The organism is Klebsiella sp. WP3-W18-ESBL-02 (genome assembly GCF_014168815.1).
Taxonomy (GTDB): domain Bacteria; phylum Pseudomonadota; class Gammaproteobacteria; order Enterobacterales; family Enterobacteriaceae; genus Kluyvera; species Kluyvera ascorbata_B.
In genome coordinates this window covers 3297825-3316449 of the sequence record NZ_AP021972.1, presented here as the reverse complement: position 1 = coordinate 3316449, position 18625 = coordinate 3297825, and the positions used below count along the sequence as shown (strand labels likewise).

The 18625-nt window shown below is 57.5% G+C and carries 11 protein-coding genes and 1 pseudogene; 8 read left to right on the top strand and 4 right to left on the bottom strand.

Going from position 1 to position 18625, the window contains the following annotated elements; all coding sequences use genetic code 11:
* Window positions 1–194 precede the first annotated feature (194 nt).
* The 4 genes from aat to trxB all read right to left on the bottom strand — a co-directional run bounded on the left by aat (window position 195) and on the right by trxB (window position 5521).
* Window positions 195–899, bottom strand: a complete 705-nt coding sequence (gene aat, locus H7R56_RS15850) for a leucyl/phenylalanyl-tRNA--protein transferase (protein ID WP_106924456.1) — start codon at window positions 897–899, stop codon at window positions 195–197.
* A 41-nt stretch (window positions 900–940) separates the two neighbouring features.
* Window positions 941–2665, bottom strand: a complete 1725-nt coding sequence (gene cydC, locus H7R56_RS15845; RefSeq protein ID WP_106924455.1) for a heme ABC transporter ATP-binding protein/permease CydC — start codon at window positions 2663–2665, stop codon at window positions 941–943.
* Window positions 2666–4432 (bottom strand): heme ABC transporter permease/ATP-binding protein CydD, encoded by a 1767-nt coding sequence (gene cydD, locus H7R56_RS15840; protein WP_106924454.1) that lies wholly within the window; start codon window positions 4430–4432, stop codon window positions 2666–2668.
* Window positions 4433–4555: 123 nt separating this feature from the next.
* Window positions 4556–5521, bottom strand: a complete 966-nt coding sequence (gene trxB / locus H7R56_RS15835; RefSeq protein ID WP_106924453.1) for a thioredoxin-disulfide reductase — start codon at window positions 5519–5521, stop codon at window positions 4556–4558.
* 551 nt (window positions 5522–6072) lie between these two features.
* On the opposite strand from trxB, the gene lrp reads away from it, so the two are divergent.
* From lrp to H7R56_RS15795, 8 genes and pseudogenes are all read left to right on the top strand, one after another.
* Window positions 6073–6567, top strand: coding sequence for a leucine-responsive transcriptional regulator Lrp (gene lrp, locus H7R56_RS15830; RefSeq protein ID WP_000228469.1), 495 nt, complete (start codon window positions 6073–6075; stop codon window positions 6565–6567).
* 120 nt (window positions 6568–6687) lie between these two features.
* A complete protein-coding gene (locus tag H7R56_RS15825; RefSeq protein ID WP_182928303.1) occupies window positions 6688–10899 on the top strand; it encodes a DNA translocase FtsK 4TM domain-containing protein in 4212 nt (1403 codons plus the stop codon).
* A gap of 123 nt (window positions 10900–11022) precedes the next feature.
* Window positions 11023–11634: an outer membrane lipoprotein periplasmic chaperone LolA gene (gene lolA / locus H7R56_RS15820; protein WP_106924451.1), complete on the top strand. Its 612-nt coding sequence runs from the start codon at window positions 11023–11025 to the stop codon at window positions 11632–11634.
* Window positions 11635–11643: 9 nt separating this feature from the next.
* Window positions 11644–12987: a replication-associated recombination protein RarA gene (gene rarA, locus H7R56_RS15815; RefSeq protein ID WP_182928302.1), complete on the top strand. Its 1344-nt coding sequence runs from the start codon at window positions 11644–11646 to the stop codon at window positions 12985–12987.
* Between the two features lie 92 nt (window positions 12988–13079).
* Window positions 13080–14372 carry a serine--tRNA ligase gene (gene serS / locus H7R56_RS15810; RefSeq protein ID WP_106924449.1) on the top strand — a complete coding sequence of 431 codons (1293 nt, stop codon included), beginning with the start codon at window positions 13080–13082 and terminating at the stop codon, window positions 14370–14372.
* A gap of 197 nt (window positions 14373–14569) precedes the next feature.
* A complete protein-coding gene (gene dmsA, locus H7R56_RS15805) occupies window positions 14570–17014 on the top strand; it encodes a dimethylsulfoxide reductase subunit A (protein ID WP_106924448.1) in 2445 nt (814 codons plus the stop codon).
* A 10-nt stretch (window positions 17015–17024) separates the two neighbouring features.
* Window positions 17025–17642: pseudogene (locus tag H7R56_RS15800) on the top strand (DMSO/selenate family reductase complex B subunit).
* A 1-nt stretch (window position 17643) separates the two neighbouring features.
* On the top strand, window positions 17644–18507 hold the full coding sequence (locus H7R56_RS15795) for a dimethyl sulfoxide reductase anchor subunit family protein (RefSeq protein ID WP_106928851.1): 864 nt from the start codon (window positions 17644–17646) through the stop codon (window positions 18505–18507).
* Window positions 18508–18625: the final 118 nt, after the last annotated feature.

Sequence of the window (18625 nt, the reverse complement as noted above, 5' to 3'; positions counted from 1 at the left end):
GCGAAAGTCGTTTTTGCGCATTACCCTTTCACCACACCAAAACAGCATGTGATGGGCGCGAACCAGGCCGGAAACAGCAGGATAAACGTGGGCGTTATCTGACTCGAATGATTCCCAAACGGCGGCGGGGCAAAAGGCAGAAGCGACTCTCGTCGGCAATTATATCATCCTGATGGAAATTGTGCTGAAAACATTTACGCCTGGGGCGAAAAGAGACGCCTTGGTACCCAGAATTTATCATTCAGCCGCTGCGTGCGCAGAACATTCAGCTGTTCAAGGTAGTCGCGGCGAGGTATCTCAATTGCGCCCAGAGAAGCCGTATGGCCGTTTAACACCTGGCAGTCAATGAGTTTGCCGCCCGCACGGCTGAACGCCTCGCAGAAGACGTACAGGGCCGTTTTAGAGGCATTTTCCGCACGGCTGAACATTGACTCGCCGCAGAACAGCTCGCCCATCGCCACGCCGTACATACCGCCGACCAGCGTTTCGCCCTGCCAGACTTCAATGGAATGCGCATGGCCAAGCTCATGCAGGCGCTGATAGGCCAGGCTGATACCGGTGGTGATCCAGGTGCCTTCATGGCGATCCTGGGCACAGCCTTCGATCACATCACTGAATGCGTAGTTGAGGGTGACATGATAGGGCGACTGGCGATGAAAACGCTTCATACTGCGGCTGAGGTGAAACTGTTCGGGCCACAAAACGGCACGGGGATCCGGCGACCACCAGAGGATCGGGTCGCCGGGTGAAAACCACGGGAAGATCCCGCGTTGATAGGCCATCAACAGGCGCGCCGGGCCGAGATCGCCGCCTAACGCCAGCAGTCCGTTTGGTTCACGTAATGCGCCCTCAGGTGAGGGAAAAGCAATCGAATGACGAGAAAGCTGCACAAGGCGCATATCGCGATAACCCCACGAGACAAAGTTTACTCAATCATAGTCTACAGACGCTGTTTAAACTGGTAGTAACGACCTTGTTTTGCCAGCAGTTCTGTATGATTACCTTGCTCAATAATTTGCCCGTTGTCCATGACAATTATCTGATTAAATCGCGCCAGACCACGCAGGCGATGGGTGACCATCAGTAGCGTTTTGTTCTGCATCACGTCCGCCAACAGTTCGAGAATCTGATTCTCCGTCGTGGCGTCCAGCCCTTCAGTGGGTTCATCCAGCAGCATCAGCGGCGCATCGTGCAGCAGCGCGCGGGCAATGCCCAGACGGCGCAGCTCGCCGCCGGAAAGCTGACGGCCACCTTCGCCCAGCCAGCTGTTGAGCCCGGCGTCTTCCAGCAGCTTTTCCAGACCGGTGCGGCGCAGCACGTTTGCCAGCTTTTCATCGCTGGCATCGGGTCTGGCCAACAGCAGGTTGTCGCGCAGCGTTGCGCTGAACAGATGTACGCGCTGCGGCACCAGGCTAATGGTCTGGCGCAGCGTGTGTTCGTCCAACTGGTTGAGAGGCGTATCGTTCAACTGAATACGGCCGCGCTGCGGATCCCAGGCTCGGGTCAGTAGCTGCAGCAGGGTCGATTTACCGCAGCCGGTCCGGCCAAGGATTGCAATATGTTCACCGGCCGCGACGTGCAACGTCAGATTATCCAGCGCCGGCTGCGACTGCTCCGGATAGGTAAAGGTAATCTGTTCAAGGGTGAGCGCCACCTGTTGATGAGGCGCGGCGGCGGCCTGCTGCGGGAAGGTGACTTCCGGCTGCTGTTCGATAATCTGGCTGACGCGCAGCGCCGAGGCGATAACCTGCCCCAGATGCTGGAAGGCGCCGGTCACCGGGGCGAGCGCTTCGAAGGCCGCCAGCGCACAGAAGACGAAGAGCGCGATCAGCGCGCCCGGCTGGGCATTATCGCCAACGCCGCCTGCTGCCAGCCACAGCATCGAGACGACCGCCACGGCACCGATCAGCAGCATCAACGCCTGAGAAAGCGCGGTCAGTTCTGACTGGCGACGCTGGGCATCGTGCCAGTTCAGCTCGGTTTGTTCCATTTGCTTACGGTAGCGGTCGCTGGCGTTGAAAATGGTCAGCTCGGCCTGGCCCTGGAGCCAGCCGGTTAACTGCTGACGGTACTGACCGCGCAGCGCCGTGAGCTGCTCGCCGGTTGGTTTACCTGCGCGATAAAACAGCGGCGGCAGAATCAGCAGCGTGGCAAGCATAATCCCGCCGAGCATTAGCGCCAGGCTGACGTCCAGCAGGCTCAGACCGGCGGTGACCACCAGAATGACCACCAGCGCGCCCACCAGCGGCGAAATGACCCGCAGGTACAAATGGTCCAGAGTATCGACGTCTGCCACCATACGGTTGAGCAGCTCGCCCTGACGAAAGCGCGCCAGCCCCGCAGGAGAAAGCGGAAGCAGCTTGCTAAAGGTGAATACCCGCAGATGCGCTAACACCCGGAAGGTTGCATCGTGGCTGACCAGACGCTCAAAATAGCGCCCGGCGGTACGGATGATAGCCGCGCCGCGCACACCGGCAGCAGGCAGCATGTAGTTAAAACTGTAGGCGCCGGCAAAGCCGACCACCGCCGAGGCAGAAAGGAACCAGCCTGACAGCGTCAGCAGGCCAATGCTCGCGAGTAAGGTAACGATCGCCAGAACCACGCCGAGGCTTAAGAGCCATTTATGGCGTTTATAGAGCGCCAGATAAGGCAACAGTGCGCGCATTTAGATCTCCTCCTGACGATGGGCCAGCAGGCTGGCAAACACGCCCTGCATGTCCAGCAGCTGCTGATACGTCCCTTGTTCGATAATCTGGCCGTTTTCCATGACCCAGATGGCATCCCATTCAGCAAGGCCTTCCAGCTGGTGAGTGACCATCAGCGTGGTTTGCTGAGTAGAGGCGTCGGTCAGCGCCTGCATCACGCGCCTTTCGCTGTGCGCGTCCAGGCTGGCGGCCGGTTCATCCAACAGCAGCAGGCGGCAAGGCGCGAGTAGCGCACGGGCGACGGCAACGCGCTGCGCCTGGCCGACAGACAGACGCGCCGCCTGTTCGCCAACGGCGGTGTCGATACCCTCGGGCAACTGCGGCAGAAACTCGTTAACCCACGCTTTTTCCAGCGCCTGATGCAGCTGCTGTTCGCTCGCGTCGGGGTTGCCCAGCAGCACGTTCTCGCGCAGCGTGGCGGCCGGAAGCTGCGGGTTTTGGCCCACCCAGCTCATCAGCTGACGCCAGCCTTCCGGCTGAAGATGGCGCAGTTCGACGCCGTTAACCTTGAGCGAGCCGCGGTAGGGCAGGAATCCGGCCAGGACGTTAAGCAACGAGCTTTTCCCTGAACCACTTTGCCCGACCAGCACCGCACGTTGCCCGGCATGGAGCGTGAAATTGAGCGGGCCGACGAGCATTTTGCCTTCCGGCGAGGTGATAAACAGATCCTGCGCGCTTAACGAAACCGGCTCGCTGGTATCCAGTATCTGGTCTCCCTGCTCCGGGTGCGCCAGCGGTGCTTCAAGGAAGGTCTTCAGGCTATCGGCGGCACCCACCGCCTGCGCTTTAGCATGGTAAAATGTGCCTAAATCGCGCAGCGGTTGAAAGAATTCTGGTGCCAGAATCAGCGCCAGGAAGCCGGAGGAAAGCGTTACCGCTGCACCGTAGCTGCCGAAGTTCAGCTCGCCCAGGTAGGAGAAACCGAAGTACACCGCCACCAGCGCAATCGATAGCGACGTAAAGAACTCCAGCACGCCAGAGGAGAGAAACGCCAGGCGCAGGACTTCCATGGTGCGCTGGCGGAAATCCTGCGAGGCTTCGCGAATGCTGTCGGTCTCGGCTTCGCCGCGGCCGAAAATACGTAAGGTGTCCATCCCCCGCAGGCGGTCCAGGAAGTGGCCACTCAGGCGCGCCAGGGCAAGGAAGTTTCGGCGGTTAGCATCGGCGGCGCCCATCCCTACCAGCGCCATAAACAGCGGGATTAACGGGGCCGTGACCAGCAGAATGAGTGCGGCAGCCCAGTTCGAAGGGAAAATCGCCACGACGATCAGCAGCGGCACGCAGACGGCCAGCGCCATTTGCGGCAGATAGCGGGCGTAGTAGTCATGCATGTCGTCAATCTGCTCAAGGATAAGCGTTGCCCAGCTGCCGGCAGGTTTGCCCTGAATCCATGCCGGGCCAGCCTGCTGCAATCGGTCCAGCACCTGACGACGGATCTCAAAGCGAATTTGCTGCCCGGCATGGAAGCCCACACGCTCGCGCAGCCACACGACCCAGGCTCGCAGCACAAACACCAGCACAAGCTGAATAAACGGCATCAGCAGCGCCTCGCGCGGAATACTCTCCATGATCATGTGATGGAGTATGCGGGCCAGCAGCCAGGCCTGCGCAATAATCAGTACCCCACTGGCGAAACCGAGCAGGCGGGAGAGCATCAACCAGCGGCGCGACAGGACGCTTTGCTGTTTGAGCCAGCGGGTGAGTTCGTGTTGGCGACTTTTATTCATTGGGCGCTTAGCAGGTGGCTTATGGATAATGGTTTCTGTTATAGGCGCGGCAATGTTACATCGCAGAAAAAATAAAGGCGACTTATCGTCGCCTTTTTTACTTTTGTTACTGACTTGTAAAGATTATTTGCAGGCGTCAGCCAGACCGTCGAGGTAGCGTTCTGCGTCCAGCGCTGCCATACAGCCGGTGCCCGCAGAGGTAATTGCCTGACGGTAAATGTGGTCCATGACGTCGCCCGCGGCGAACACGCCAGGTACGCTGGTCTGGGTGGCGTTGCCGTGGATCCCGGACTGCACTTTGATGTAGCCGTTCTCCAGTTCTAACTGACCTTCGAAAATCGCGGTATTCGGGCTATGGCCGATAGCGACAAACAGGCCCGCGACGTCCAGCGACTCAATGTCATCGCTTTCCGTGTGACGCAAACGCAGGCCGCTCACGCCCATTTGATCGCCGGTGACTTCTTCCAGCGTGCGGTGGGTGTGCAGCACGATATTACCGCTTTCCACTTTATCCATCAGACGCTTGATCAGGATTTTTTCCGCACGGAAAGCATCACGACGGTGAATCAGGTGTACTTCCGACGCAATGTTGGACAGATACAGCGCTTCTTCAACGGCGGTATTGCCGCCGCCGATGACCGCCACTTTCTGATTGCGGTAGAAGAAACCATCGCAGGTGGCACAGGCGGAAACGCCGCGCCCTTTGAACGCTTCTTCTGACGGCAGGCCCAGATAGCGGGCAGACGCGCCGGTCGCGACGATCAGCGCGTCGCAGGTGTACTCGCCGCTGTCGCCGGTCAGGCGGAACGGACGGTTTTGCAGATCGACGCTGTGGATATGATCGAAAATAATTTCGGTGTCAAATTTGGTCGCATGCTCATGCATACGTTCCATCAGCAGCGGACCCGTCAGATCGTTTGGATCGCCGGGCCAGTTTTCCACTTCTGTGGTGGTGGTCAGCTGACCGCCTTTTTCCAGCCCGGTAATCAGAACCGGTTGCAGGTTTGCGCGTGCAGCATAGACCGCAGCGGTGTATCCCGCAGGTCCAGAACCAAGGATAAGCAGTTTACTGTGTTTGGCCGTGCCCATGAGATCCCCATAATTGTTTGGCAGACATGGTTTGGGATTGTAGGGAATTTGTAGACGTAAAAAAAGAGCACAGCGGTTTTGTTAACGATATGTGCAATAGAGTGAACCGATTGATTGCTTATTTTAACATCAAAAAATATAACTCTTTCTACTGTCCGCTGCCTAATTATAAGACGATTACATGTGAATCAGGCCCCGGTGATAATGAATATCTGGCATGTTGTACTAAAAAAAGATGTTTTGCTTTGACAATCCCCTGTGCTTTTGCGACAACATTCAAGGAAGAAGAAAAGCAGTGTTTCGCGTGCGGTGAATTTTCATGCACGCAAATGCCATTTTTACCCGGATCACTGAAATCTACGTATGGTGTGGACAGACACCATACGTGATGTCGGAGAGTTGCCGCGAGGCGCCGGGGCTTCTCATACGCAAACCCTGGGATATACGTCGTTGCAGCAACAATGGCGTATTGAAATCGGGAGAAGGCTCTGAACAGTGAAGTGCACAGAGTCAAGACAGGAGTAGGGAAGGAATACAGAGAGACAATAATAATGGTAGATAGTAAAAAACGCCCTGGCAAAGATCTCGACCGCATCGACCGCAACATTCTCAATGAGCTGCAAAAAGATGGGCGTATTTCGAACGTCGAGCTTTCCAAAAGAGTAGGACTTTCTCCGACCCCGTGCCTTGAGCGCGTACGTCGTCTGGAACGACAAGGGTTTATTCAGGGCTATACCGCGCTGTTGAACCCGCATTATCTGGATGCATCGCTGCTGGTTTTTGTTGAGATTACTCTGAATCGCGGTGCGCCGGACGTGTTTGAACAATTTAACGCCGCCGTGCAAAAACTTGAAGAAATTCAAGAGTGTCACCTGGTATCCGGTGATTTCGACTACCTGTTGAAAACCCGCGTACCGGATATGTCGGCTTACCGTAAGCTTCTTGGCGAGACCCTGCTGCGCCTGCCGGGCGTCAACGACACCCGTACCTACGTCGTGATGGAAGAGGTCAAGCAGAGTAATCGTCTGGTAATTAAGACCCGCTAAAACGGAACAGGTGCAAAATCAGCGTAGTTTGATTACACTCCTGTTAATCCATACAGCAACAGTGTCGGCGCAATCTGACACTGTTGTCCGTTTTAGCATTTGGCACCTGGAGAGCCTTTCTTGAGCCAGGAATATACAGAAGACAAAGAAGTCAAACTCACTAAACTCAGCAGCGGACGCCGGCTCCTTGAGGCGTTACTTCTCCTATGCGCCATTTTTGCCGTTTGGTTAATGGCAGCACTACTGAGCTTCAATCCTTCCGATCCCAGCTGGTCGCAAACGGCCTGGCACGAACCTATCCATAATCTGTGCGGCGCATCCGGCGCATGGCTTGCCGATACGCTGTTCTTTATCTTCGGCGTGATGGCCTACACCATCCCGGTGATTATCGTGGGCGGCTGTTGGTTTGCCTGGCGACACCGTGCCAGCGAAGATTACATCGACTATTTCGCCGTCTCCCTGCGCCTGATTGGCGTGCTGGCGATTATTCTGACCTCCTGCGGCCTGGCCGCTATCAACGCCGATGATATCTGGTACTTTGCTTCCGGAGGCGTGATTGGCAGCCTGCTCAGCACGGCGCTACAGCCGATGCTGCACAGCAGCGGCGGCACCATTGCGCTGTTGTGTATCTGGGCTGCGGGTCTGACGCTGTTTACCGGCTGGTCATGGGTGAGCATTGCCGAGAAAATGGGCAGCTGGATACTGAATATCCTCACCTTTGCCAGTAACCGTACGCGTCGCGATGATACCTGGGTTGATGAAGACGAATACGACGACGAAGACGAGTACGAGGATGAAGGTGAGCCTGCGCGCAAAGCCGTGCATGAATCCCGCCGCGCTCGTATCCTGCGCGGTGCGCTGGCCCGCCGTAAACGCATAGCCGAAAAATTCTCTAATCCGATGGGGCGCAAGACCGACGAAGCGCTCTTTTCCGGCCGCAGAATGGATGAGCCGGAAGCGGCGTCGCACTATGTCGCCGCAGCGGATCCTGATGACGTTCTTTTCTCCGGCGCCAGCGCAGCACGCGCGACGGAGTATGATGAATACGACCCGCTGCTGAACGGACATTCGGTGGCCGATCCGCTGTCTGCCGCAGCCGCTGCGGCATCGACACCAGCATGGGCCGCTGACCCGATGCAGACTGCAGCGCCTGCTGCCGAGCAACCTGGCGTTGAGTGGCACTCTGTTCCCCATCCCGTTGCCGCGGAACCGGTGATTGCGCCCGCGCCAGAAGGTTGGCCGCCAGCACAGCAGCCTGTTTATGCCGACCCGCTGTTGGCACAACCGCAGCAGCCTGTTTATGCTGACCCGCAGTACGCACAACCGCAGCAGCCTGTTTATGCCGACCCGCAGTACGCGCAGCCGCAGCAGCCTGTTTATGCAGAATCGCAGTACGCGCAGCCGCAGCAGCATGATTATGTGGACCCGCTTTTCGCGCAGCCGCAGCAGCCTGCTTATGCAGAACCGCAGTACGCGCAGCCGCAGCAGCCTGCTTATGCAGAACCGCAGTACGCGCAGCCGCAGCAGCCTGCTTATGCAGAACCGCAGTACGCGCAGCCGCAGCAGCCTGCTTATGCAGAACCGCAGTACGCGCAGCCGCAGCAGCCTGCTTATGCAGAACCGCAGTATGCGCAGCCGCAGCAGCATGATTATGTGGACCCGCTTTTCGCGCAGCCGCAGCAGTCTGCTTATGTAGATCCGCAGTACGCGCAGCCGCAGCAGCCTGTTTATGCAGAGCCACAGTACGCGCAGCCGCCGCAGCCCGCTTATGTCGAGCCGCAGTACGCACAGCCCCAGCAGCCGGTTTACGAGGAGCCGCAGTATATCGCTCAGCCTGAGCCGACACCGGTTGCTGAGCCAGAGCCGGTTGTGGAAGAAGAGGTTAAACCCGCACATCGCCCACCGCTTTACTACTTCGAAGAAGTGGAAGAAAAACGTGCGCGCGAGCGTGAGCAACTGGCGGCATGGTATCAGCCTATCCCTGAGCCTTTAGCGCCGGTAGAAGCGCGCGCGGCGTCAATGCCTGCTGCCTCAACGCCAGTGTCGATCCCTGAGCCAACAGCGCCGGTTGCCCCGGTGGCGGCGAGCGTTCGCCATGCGGCCGTTGCTGCGGGTGCCGCTGCGACAGCCGCGGCCTCAGCGCCGCTGTTTAGCCCGGCAGAAGGCCCGCGCCCGCAGGTGAAAGAGGGCATTGGCCCGAAACTGCCGCGTCCGAATCGCGTTCGCGTGCCGACTCGCCGTGAACTGGCATCCTACGGAATTAAGCTGCCTTCGCAGCGGATGGCCGAAGAGCGCGCCGCGCGTGAAGCCGAGCGCTATCAGCATGACGATCATACCCCGCTCAGCGATGAAGAAGCCGATGCGCTCGAGCAGGATGCGCTGGCACGCCAGTTTGCTGCCTCCCAGCAACAACGCTACGGCGAAGCGCACGTCGAAGAGGATTTCGTCGCGGAAGAGGATGCTGACGCGGTCGCTGAAGCCGAGCTGGCGCGCCAGTTTGCGGCTTCGCAACAGACTCGCTATGCCAGCGAACAGCCGGAAGGCGCTCATCCGTTCTCCCTCGATGATTTCGAATTTTCGCCAATGAAAACGCTGGTGGACGATACGCCAAAAGCGCCGCTCTTTACCCCTGGCGTGATGCCGGAGCCTGCGACACCGCAGCCTCAGCAATACGCGCAGCCGCAGACGCCGCAGTATGCTCAGCCGCAGCAGGCACCTCAATATGCAGCGCAGCAGCCGCAGGTTCAGCAGCCGCAGTACGTGCCGCCGCAGCCGGCAACACCGCCGCAGGAAAGCCTGATTCACCCGCTACTGATGCGTAACGGCGACGACCGTCCTCTGCAAAAGCCGACGACACCGCTGCCGTCGCTGGATCTCTTGACCCCACCGCCGACGGAAGTCGAGCCGGTAGACACCTTTGCGCTGGAGCAGATGGCGCGCCTGGTCGAAACTCGCCTGGCGGATTACCGTATTAAGGCTGATGTGGTGAACTACTCGCCGGGCCCGGTTATCACCCGCTTCGAGCTGAACCTGGCGCCTGGCGTGAAGGCGGCACGAATTTCTAACCTGTCTCGTGACCTGGCGCGATCGCTGTCGACCGTGGCGGTGCGCGTGGTGGAAGTGATCCCTGGCAAGCCTTATGTTGGCCTGGAACTGCCGAACAAAAAGCGTCAGACCGTGTACCTGCGTGAAGTGCTGGACTGCGATAAATTCCGCGATAACCCGTCGCCGCTGACCGTGGTGCTGGGTAAAGACATCGCCGGGGAGCCGGTGGTGGCCGATCTGGCGAAAATGCCGCACCTGCTGGTGGCCGGTACTACCGGTTCCGGTAAGTCGGTCGGCGTCAACGCCATGATCCTCAGTATGCTCTACAAAGCGCAGCCGGAAGACGTGCGTTTCATCATGATCGACCCGAAAATGCTGGAACTGTCGGTCTATGAGGGGATTCCGCACCTGCTGACGGAAGTGGTCACGGATATGAAAGACGCCGCAAACGCCCTGCGCTGGAGCGTCAACGAAATGGAACGTCGCTACAAGCTGATGTCGGCGCTGGGTGTGCGAAACCTTGCTGGTTATAACGAAAAAATTGCCGAAGCCGCTCGTATGGGGCGTCCGATTCCGGATCCTTACTGGAAGCCGGGTGACAGTATGGACGCCACCCATCCGGTGCTGGAAAAACTGCCGTACATCGTCGTGCTGGTTGATGAATTTGCCGACCTGATGATGACCGTCGGTAAAAAAGTGGAAGAGCTGATTGCACGTCTGGCACAGAAAGCACGTGCGGCGGGTATCCATCTCGTTCTGGCGACCCAGCGTCCGTCGGTGGATGTGATCACCGGCCTTATCAAAGCTAACATTCCGACTCGTATTGCGTTTACCGTGTCCAGTAAAATCGACTCCCGTACCATCCTCGATCAGGGCGGTGCGGAATCCCTGTTGGGGATGGGCGATATGCTATATGCCGCGCCTAACTCAAATACGCCGATTCGCGTTCACGGCGCGTTTGTTCGCGACCAGGAAGTGCATGCGGTGGTTCAGGACTGGAAAGCACGCGGTCGTCCGCAGTATATCGACGGCATCACCTCCGACAGCGAAAGCGAAGGCGGCGGTGGTGGCTTTGACGGCGGCGAGGAGTTAGATCCGCTGTTCGATCAGGCGGTCAACTTTGTTACCCAGAAACGTAAAGCGTCTATCTCTGGCGTTCAGCGCCAGTTCCGTATCGGCTACAACCGTGCGGCGCGCATTATCGAACAGATGGAAGCGCAGGGGATTGTCAGCGAACAGGGGCACAACGGCAACCGTGAGGTGCTTGCGCCGCCGCCGTTCGATTGATTGCAAAGATGGGTAAATAAGTCAAAATTCAGTATTTTCTTCTGTCGCCGCTCATAATGACGTTTTAGAGTGAGTGACAGAAGCTCTCCTGGCGGGAGCATGAGGCTATTTAAGGAAATAACAATGAAAAAGATCGCGATCACGTGTGCATTACTTTCCAGCTTTGTTGTCAGCAGCGTATGGGCTGATGCCGCCGGTGACCTGAAAAGCCGTCTGGATAAAGTCAGCAGCTTCCACGCCAGCTTCACGCAAAAAGTCACCGATGGCAGCGGTAATGCGGTGCAGGATGGTCAGGGCGATCTGTGGGTGAAACGCCCGAATCTGTTCAACTGGCATATGACGCAGCCGGATGAAAGCATTCTGGTTTCTGACGGTAAAACCCTGTGGTTCTACAACCCGTTCGTCGAGCAGGCGACCGCGACCTGGCTGAAAGATGCTACCGGCAATACGCCGTTTATGCTGATTGCCCGTAACCAGGCCAGCGACTGGCAGCAATATAACATTCAGCAAAATGGCGATGATTTTGTGTTAACGCCGCGCGGCAACAACGGTAACCTGAAGAAATTCACCATCAACGTTGGCCGCGATGGCACCATCCATCAGTTCAGCGCCATCGAGCAGGACGATCAGCGCAGCAGCTATCAGCTGAAATCGCAGCAGAACGGCTCGGTGGATGCCTCCAAATTCACCTTTACGCCGCCGCAGGGCGTGACGGTGGACGATCAGCGTAAGTAAGAGGTCGGCGTGAGCAACCTGTCGCTCGATTTTTCAGAGAATACGTTTCAACCTCTGGCCGCGCGTATGCGGCCAGAGAACTTAGCGCAGTACATCGGCCAGCAGCACCTGCTGGCTGCCGGTAAGCCGCTGCCGCGAGCCATTGAGGCGGGGCATCTGCACTCGATGATCCTCTGGGGGCCGTCTGGCACCGGCAAAACCACGCTGGCGGAAGTGATTGCTCGCTACGCGAATGCCGACGTCGAGCGAATTTCTGCCGTTACCTCCGGGGTGAAAGAGATCCGTGAAGCGATTGAACGCGCGCGGCAGAACCGCAATGCCGGGCGTCGCACTATTCTGTTCGTTGACGAAGTTCACCGCTTCAATAAAAGCCAGCAGGATGCGTTTCTGCCGCATATTGAGGACGGCACCATCACCTTCATTGGTGCAACCACGGAAAACCCCTCGTTTGAACTGAACTCGGCGCTGCTTTCCCGGGCGCGCGTTTATCTGCTGAAATCGCTCACCACCGAGGATATTGAGCAAGTGCTCACTCAGGCGATGGACGACAAGGCGCGCGGCTACGGCGGGCAGGATATTGTCCTGCCGGACGAAACCCGGCGGGCGATTGCGGAGCTGGTTAACGGTGATGCGCGTAGAGCGCTGAATACGCTGGAAATGATGGCCGATATGGCCGAGCTTGACGAGGCGGGTAAGCGCGTACTCCAGCCGCAGCTACTGACCGAAATTGCCGGCGAACGCAGCGCCCGTTTTGATAACAAAGGCGACCGTTTCTACGATCTGATTTCCGCGCTGCACAAGTCGGTGCGCGGCAGCGCGCCGGATGCGGCGCTGTATTGGTATGCGCGCATTATCAGCGCCGGAGGCGATCCGCTGTACGTTGCGCGCCGCTGCCTGGCGATTGCTTCCGAAGATGTCGGCAATGCCGATCCGCGCGCGATGCAGGTTGCGATTTCAGCCTGGGACTGCTTCACCCGCGTTGGTCCGGCCGAAGGCGAAAGAGCCATTGCGCAGGCCATTGTTTACCTTGCCTGTGCGCCGAAAAGCAACGCCGTGTACACCGCGTTTAAAGCGGCGATGGCCGATGCGCGTGAACGCCCGGATTACGACGTACCGGTGCATCTGCGCAATGCGCCGACCAAACTGATGAAAGAGATGGGCTACGGGCAAGAGTATCGCTACGCCCACGATGAACCGAACGCTTACGCCGCCGGTGAAGAGTATTTCCCCAGCGAAATGGCGCAAACTCGCTACTATCACCCGACCAATCGGGGTCTTGAAGGCAAGATTGGCGAAAAGCTCGCCTGGCTCGCTGAACAGGATCAAAATAGCCGCACAAAACGCTACCGCTAGCGCAGGCGTTGCGGTAATGTTGTCAACGTACCTCTGCGACCGCGGGCTGTGGTCGCATACTCCACTTTCAATTCGATAAGCATAGGATAAGCATGCTCGATCCCAATCTGCTGCGTACAGAGCCAGACGCAGTCGCAGAAAAACTGGCACGCCGGGGCTTTAAGCTGGATGTAGATAAACTTCGCGCTCTCGAAGAGCGTCGTAAAGTGCTGCAGGTAGAAACTGAAAATCTGCAGGCAGAGCGTAACTCGCGATCGAAATCCATCGGCCAGGCGAAAGCACGCGGGGAAGATATTGAGCCTTTACGCCTGGAAGTGAACAAGCTCGGCGAACAGCTGGATGCCGCGAAATCCGAACTGGACGTTCTGCTGGCAGAGATTCGCGATATCGCGCTGACCATCCCGAACATCCCGCACGACGACGCACCGATCGGTCGAGACGAAAACGACAACGTTGAAGTCTCCCGTTGGGGCACGCCGCGTGAATTCGATTTCGAGATCCGCGATCATGTGACGCTGGGTGAAATGCACAGCGGCCTCGACTTTGCTGCCGCCGTTAAGCTGACCGGTTCACGTTTCGTCGTGATGAAAGGCCAGATCGCCCGTATGCACCGCGCGCTGTCGCAGTTTATGCTGGATCTGCACACCGAACAGCATGGCTATAGCGAAAACTATGTGCCTTACCTGGTCAACCAGGACACCCTGTACGGTACCGGGCAACTGCCGAAATTTGCCGGTGACCTGTTCCATACTCGTCCGCTGGAAGAAGAAGCTGACAGCAGCAACTATGCGCTGATCCCAACGGCGGAAGTGCCGCTGACTAACCTCGTTCGCGATGAAATCATCGACGAAGACGATCTGCCGATCAAAATGACCGCACACACGCCGTGCTTCCGCTCTGAAGCGGGTTCCTACGGTCGTGACACGCGTGGTCTGATCCGTATGCACCAGTTCGACAAAGTTGAAATGGTACAGATCGTTCGTCCGGAAGATTCTATGGCGGCGCTGGAAGAAATGACCGGTCACGCAGAAAAAGTCCTGCAGCTGCTGGGTCTGCCATACCGTAAAATCATCCTGTGTACCGGTGACATGGGCTTCGGTGCCTGCAAAACCTATGACCTCGAAGTCTGGGTTCCGGCGCAGAATACCTACCGCGAGATCTCCTCTTGCTCTAACGTCTGGGATTTCCAGGCGCGCCGCATGCAGGCTCGCTGCCGCAGCAAGTCCGATAAGAAAACCCGTCTGGTCCATACCCTCAACGGTTCCGGGCTGGCGGTAGGGCGTACGCTGGTTGCCGTGCTGGAAAACTACCAGCAGGCTGATGGCCGCATTGAAGTACCAGAGGTGCTGCGTCCATATATGAACGGTCTGGAATTTATCGGTTAATCCTCGACTGTTTCACAAAAAAAGCGCCGCAAGGCGCTTTTTTTATATCCCTATTGATACCGAACAATACCTCTCCTGGTAGAACGTTTAATACTCCCTTCGAACTAGCAATAGCATAAAACACTATAATAATAGCAATTCGTTATATAAGAATCTATATAGCGAAACTTTCAATGTCAGCAACGAAGTGAGTATCCATGAAAACTGAAACCCCCGATGCTTTACTGGCAGCCGAGGTCAGCCGTCGTGGTTTAATGAAAACCACGGCCATTAGCGGCCTGGCGATGGCCAGCGGTGCTTTTACGCTCCCGTTTAGCCGTATCGTTAATGCTGCCGAAGCGCTGGACCCGGCAACGGCAGCGGAACGTGTCACCTGGAGTGCGTGCACGGTAAACTGTGGAAGCCGCTGCCCGCTGCGCATGCATGTTGTCGATGGCGAGATTAAGTACGTAGAAACCGATAATACCGGCGATGATAACTACGACGGGCTGCACCAGGTTCGTGCCTGCCTGCGCGGGCGTTCAATGCGTCGCCGCGTCTACAACCCGGATCGCTTGAAATACCCAATGAAGCGGGTAGGCAAACGTGGTGAAGGTAAATTCGAGCGTATTAGCTGGGAAGAAGCCTTTGATACTATTGCCGATAATATGAAACGCTTGATCAAAGATTACGGCAATGAATCGATTTATCTCAACTATGGCACCGGTACCCTGGGAGGAACGTTAACCCGCTCCTGGCCGCCGGGCAAAACGCTGATTGCGCGCCTGATGAACTGCTGCGGCGGATATCTGAACCATTACGGCGACTACTCCTCTGCGCAGATTGCTGCGGGCCTGAACTATACCTACGGCGGCTGGGCTGACGGCAACAGCCCGTCCGATATCGAAAACAGCCAACTGGTGGTGCTGTTTGGTAACAACCCTGGCGAAACGCGCATGAGCGGCGGCGGGGTGACTTACTATCTGGAGCAGGCGCGGCAGAAATCGAATGCGCGCATGATCATTGTCGATCCGCGCTATACCGATACCGGGGCAGGCCGCGAAGATGAATGGATCCCGATTCGTCCGGGTACCGATGCGGCGCTGGTTTCCGCGCTGGCGTGGGTGATGATCACCGAAAATCTGGTCGATCAGCCGTTCCTCGATAAATACTGCGTGGGTTACGACGAAAAAACGCTACCGGAAGGCGCGCCGGCCAATGGCCACTACAAGGCTTATATTCTGGGTCAGGGTAGTGATGGCACGGCAAAAACACCGGAATGGGCATCGACGATTACCGGTATTCCGGCCGAGCGCATTGTCAAACTGGCGCGTGAAATCGCCACCACGAAGCCCGCTTATATCTCTCAGGGATGGGGGCCGCAGCGTCACGCGAATGGCGAAATCGTGACCCGTGCCATTTCTATGCTGTCCATTCTGACCGGCAACGTGGGTATTCACGGCGGTAACAGCGGGGCGCGTGAAGGCTCCTATGAAGTGCCGTTTGAGCGTATGCCAACGCTGGAAAACCCCGTTCAAACCAGCATCTCCATGTTCATGTGGACTGATGCGATCGTTCGCGGCCCGGAAATGACGGCCATGCGTGACGGCGTGCGTGGCAAAGATAAGCTGGACGTACCGATCAAAATGATCTGGAACTATGCCGGTAACTGCCTGATTAACCAGCACTCTGAGATAAACCGCACCCATGAAATCCTGCAGGATGACAAGAAGTGCGAAATGATAGTGGTCATCGACTGCCACATGACCTCGTCGGCGAAGTATGCCGATATCCTGCTGCCGGACTGCACGGCATCCGAACAGATGGACTTCGCGCTGGATGCATCCTGCGGCAACATGTCTTACGTCATCTTCACCGATCAGGTGATTAAGCCGCGCTTCGAGTGTAAGACGATTTACGACATGACGACCGAGCTGGCTAAACGCATGGGCGTTGAGCAGCAGTTTACCGAAGGGCGCACGCAGGAAGGATGGATGCGTCATCTGCACGAACTTTCCCGCCAGGCAGTGCCTGAGCTGCCGGACTTCGATACGTTCCGCAAGCAGGGCATCTTCAAGCAGCGCGATCCGGAAGGGCATCACGTGGCGTATAAAGCGTTCCGTGAAGACCCACAGGCCAATCCGCTAACTACGCCGTCGGGCAAAATTGAGATCTACTCGCAGGAGCTGGCGAAAATCGCTGCCACCTGGGAACTGGCGGAAGGTGATGTTATCGATCCGTTACCGATCTACACACCGGGCTTTGAAAACTACAACGATCCGCTAGCTGAGAAGTATCCGCTGCAGATGACCGGCTTCCACTATAAAGCACGCGTTCACTCCACCTATGGCAACGTTGACGTGCTGAAGGCGGCCTGCCGTCAGGAAATGTGGATTAATCCGCTGGATGCGAAAAAACGCGGCATCGCCAACGGCGATCGCGTGCGCATCTTTAACGATCGTGGGGAAGTGCATATTGAAGCTAAGGTCACACCGCGCATGATGCCGGGTATCGTGGCGCTGGGCGAGGGGGCATGGTATGACCCGGATGCCAAGCGTGTTGACCAGGCGGGCAGCATTAACGTGCTGACCACGCAGCGCCCGTCGCCGCTGGCGAAAGGCAATCCATCGCACACGAACCTTGTTCAGGTCGAGAAGGTGTAAGGAGTAACCGATGACCACCCAATATGGCTTTTTTATTGATTCGGCACGCTGCACCGGCTGTAAAACCTGTGAACTGGCGTGTAAAGATTACAAAGACTTAACCCCGGACGTCAGCTTCCGCCGTATTTATGAATACGCCGGCGGCGACTGGCAGGAAGATAACGGCGTCTGGCATCAGAACGTCTTTGCCTATTACCTGTCCATCGCCTGCAACCACTGTGAAGATCCGGCCTGTACTAAAGTGTGTCCGAGCGGCGCGATGCATAAACGATAAGACGGCTTTGTGGTCGTTGACGAAGACGTCTGCATCGGCTGTCGCTACTGCCATATGGCCTGCCCGTACGGTGCCCCACAGTACAATGCGGCAAAAGGCCACATGACCAAGTGCGACGGCTGCCACGAGCGCGTGGCGGAAGGCAAAAAACCGATCTGCGTCGAGTCCTGCCCGCTGCGCGCGCTGGACTTCGGGCCGATTGAAGAGCTTCGCCAGAAGCACGGGCAGCTGGCGGCCGTTGCACCGCTGCCGTCGGCGCACTTTACCAAGCCGAGCATTGTGATTAAACCTAACGCCAATGCACGTCCGTGCGGCGATACCACTGGCTACCTGGCCAACCCGAAGGAGGTGTGAGATGGGAAGTGGATGGCATGAATGGCCGCTGATGATCTTCACGGTCTTTGGGCAGTGCGTTGCCGGCGGATTTATCGTCCTGGCGCTGGCGCTGATGAAAGGGCAGCTGGCGCGCGAGCAGCAGCAGCGCGTGGTGCTGAGTATGTTCGCTTTGTGGGTGCTGATGGGCATTGGTTTTATCGCCTCGACGCTGCACCTCGGCTCGCCGATGCGCGCATTTAACTCGCTTAACCGCGTGGGGGCCTCGTCGTTGAGCAACGAGATTGCCAGCGGCGCGATTTTCTTCGCCGTGGGGGGCATTGGCTGGCTGCTGGCCGTCACCAATAAGCTCTCCTGCGCGCTGCGTAGCGTCTGGCTGGTGGTGACGATGGTGCTGGGTGTGGTCTTCGTGTGGATGATGGTGCGCGTGTATAACACCATCGATACCGTACCGACCTGGTATAGCATCTGGACGCCGCTGAGCTTCTTCCTGACGCTGTTTATCGGCGGTCCGCTGCTCGGCTATCTGCTGCTGCGCTGGGCGGGTGTCGAAGGCTGGGCGCTGCGTCTGCTGCCGGTGGTGAGCCTGGCTGCGCTGGGCGTTAGCGCGGTTGTTTCGCTGATGCAGGGCGTTGAGCTGGCTTCAATCCATAGCTCAATCCAGCAGGCTTCCGCACTGGTCCCGAACTACGGCTCCCTGATGGCGTGGCGCGTTGCGGCCATTGCGCTGGCGCTGGTGTGCTGGGTGGTGCCGCAGCTTAAGGGCTACCAGCCGGCGCTGCCGCTGTTGAGTCTGGCATTTGTGCTGGTGCTGGTCGGTGAACTGATCGGCCGTGGCGTCTTCTACGGTCTGCATATGACCGTCGGGATGGCGGTCGCCAGCTAAATAAAACGTGCCGGGGCTGCCTCGCCCTGGCACTTTTTGTTCATGAATTTTTTCAACTGAACCCTTTCCATTTATTCCTTTCATTTTCAGTAAAAACAATCAGATAGATTTGATGAAT

Coding starts and splice junctions, on each gene's coding strand:
- aat (WP_106924456.1), bottom strand. CDS start 899: ATGCGCCTTGTGCAGCTTTCTCGTCATTCGATTGCTTTTCCCTCACCT.
- cydC (WP_106924455.1), bottom strand. CDS start 2,665: ATGCGCGCACTGTTGCCTTATCTGGCGCTCTATAAACGCCATAAATGG.
- cydD (WP_106924454.1), bottom strand. CDS start 4,432: ATGAATAAAAGTCGCCAACACGAACTCACCCGCTGGCTCAAACAGCAA.
- trxB (WP_106924453.1), bottom strand. CDS start 5,521: ATGGGCACGGCCAAACACAGTAAACTGCTTATCCTTGGTTCTGGACCT.
- lrp (WP_000228469.1), top strand. CDS start 6,073: ATGGTAGATAGTAAAAAACGCCCTGGCAAAGATCTCGACCGCATCGAC.
- lolA (WP_106924451.1), top strand. CDS start 11,023: ATGAAAAAGATCGCGATCACGTGTGCATTACTTTCCAGCTTTGTTGTC.
- serS (WP_106924449.1), top strand. CDS start 13,080: ATGCTCGATCCCAATCTGCTGCGTACAGAGCCAGACGCAGTCGCAGAA.
- dmsA (WP_106924448.1), top strand. CDS start 14,570: ATGAAAACTGAAACCCCCGATGCTTTACTGGCAGCCGAGGTCAGCCGT.
- H7R56_RS15795 (WP_106928851.1), top strand. CDS start 17,644: ATGGGAAGTGGATGGCATGAATGGCCGCTGATGATCTTCACGGTCTTT.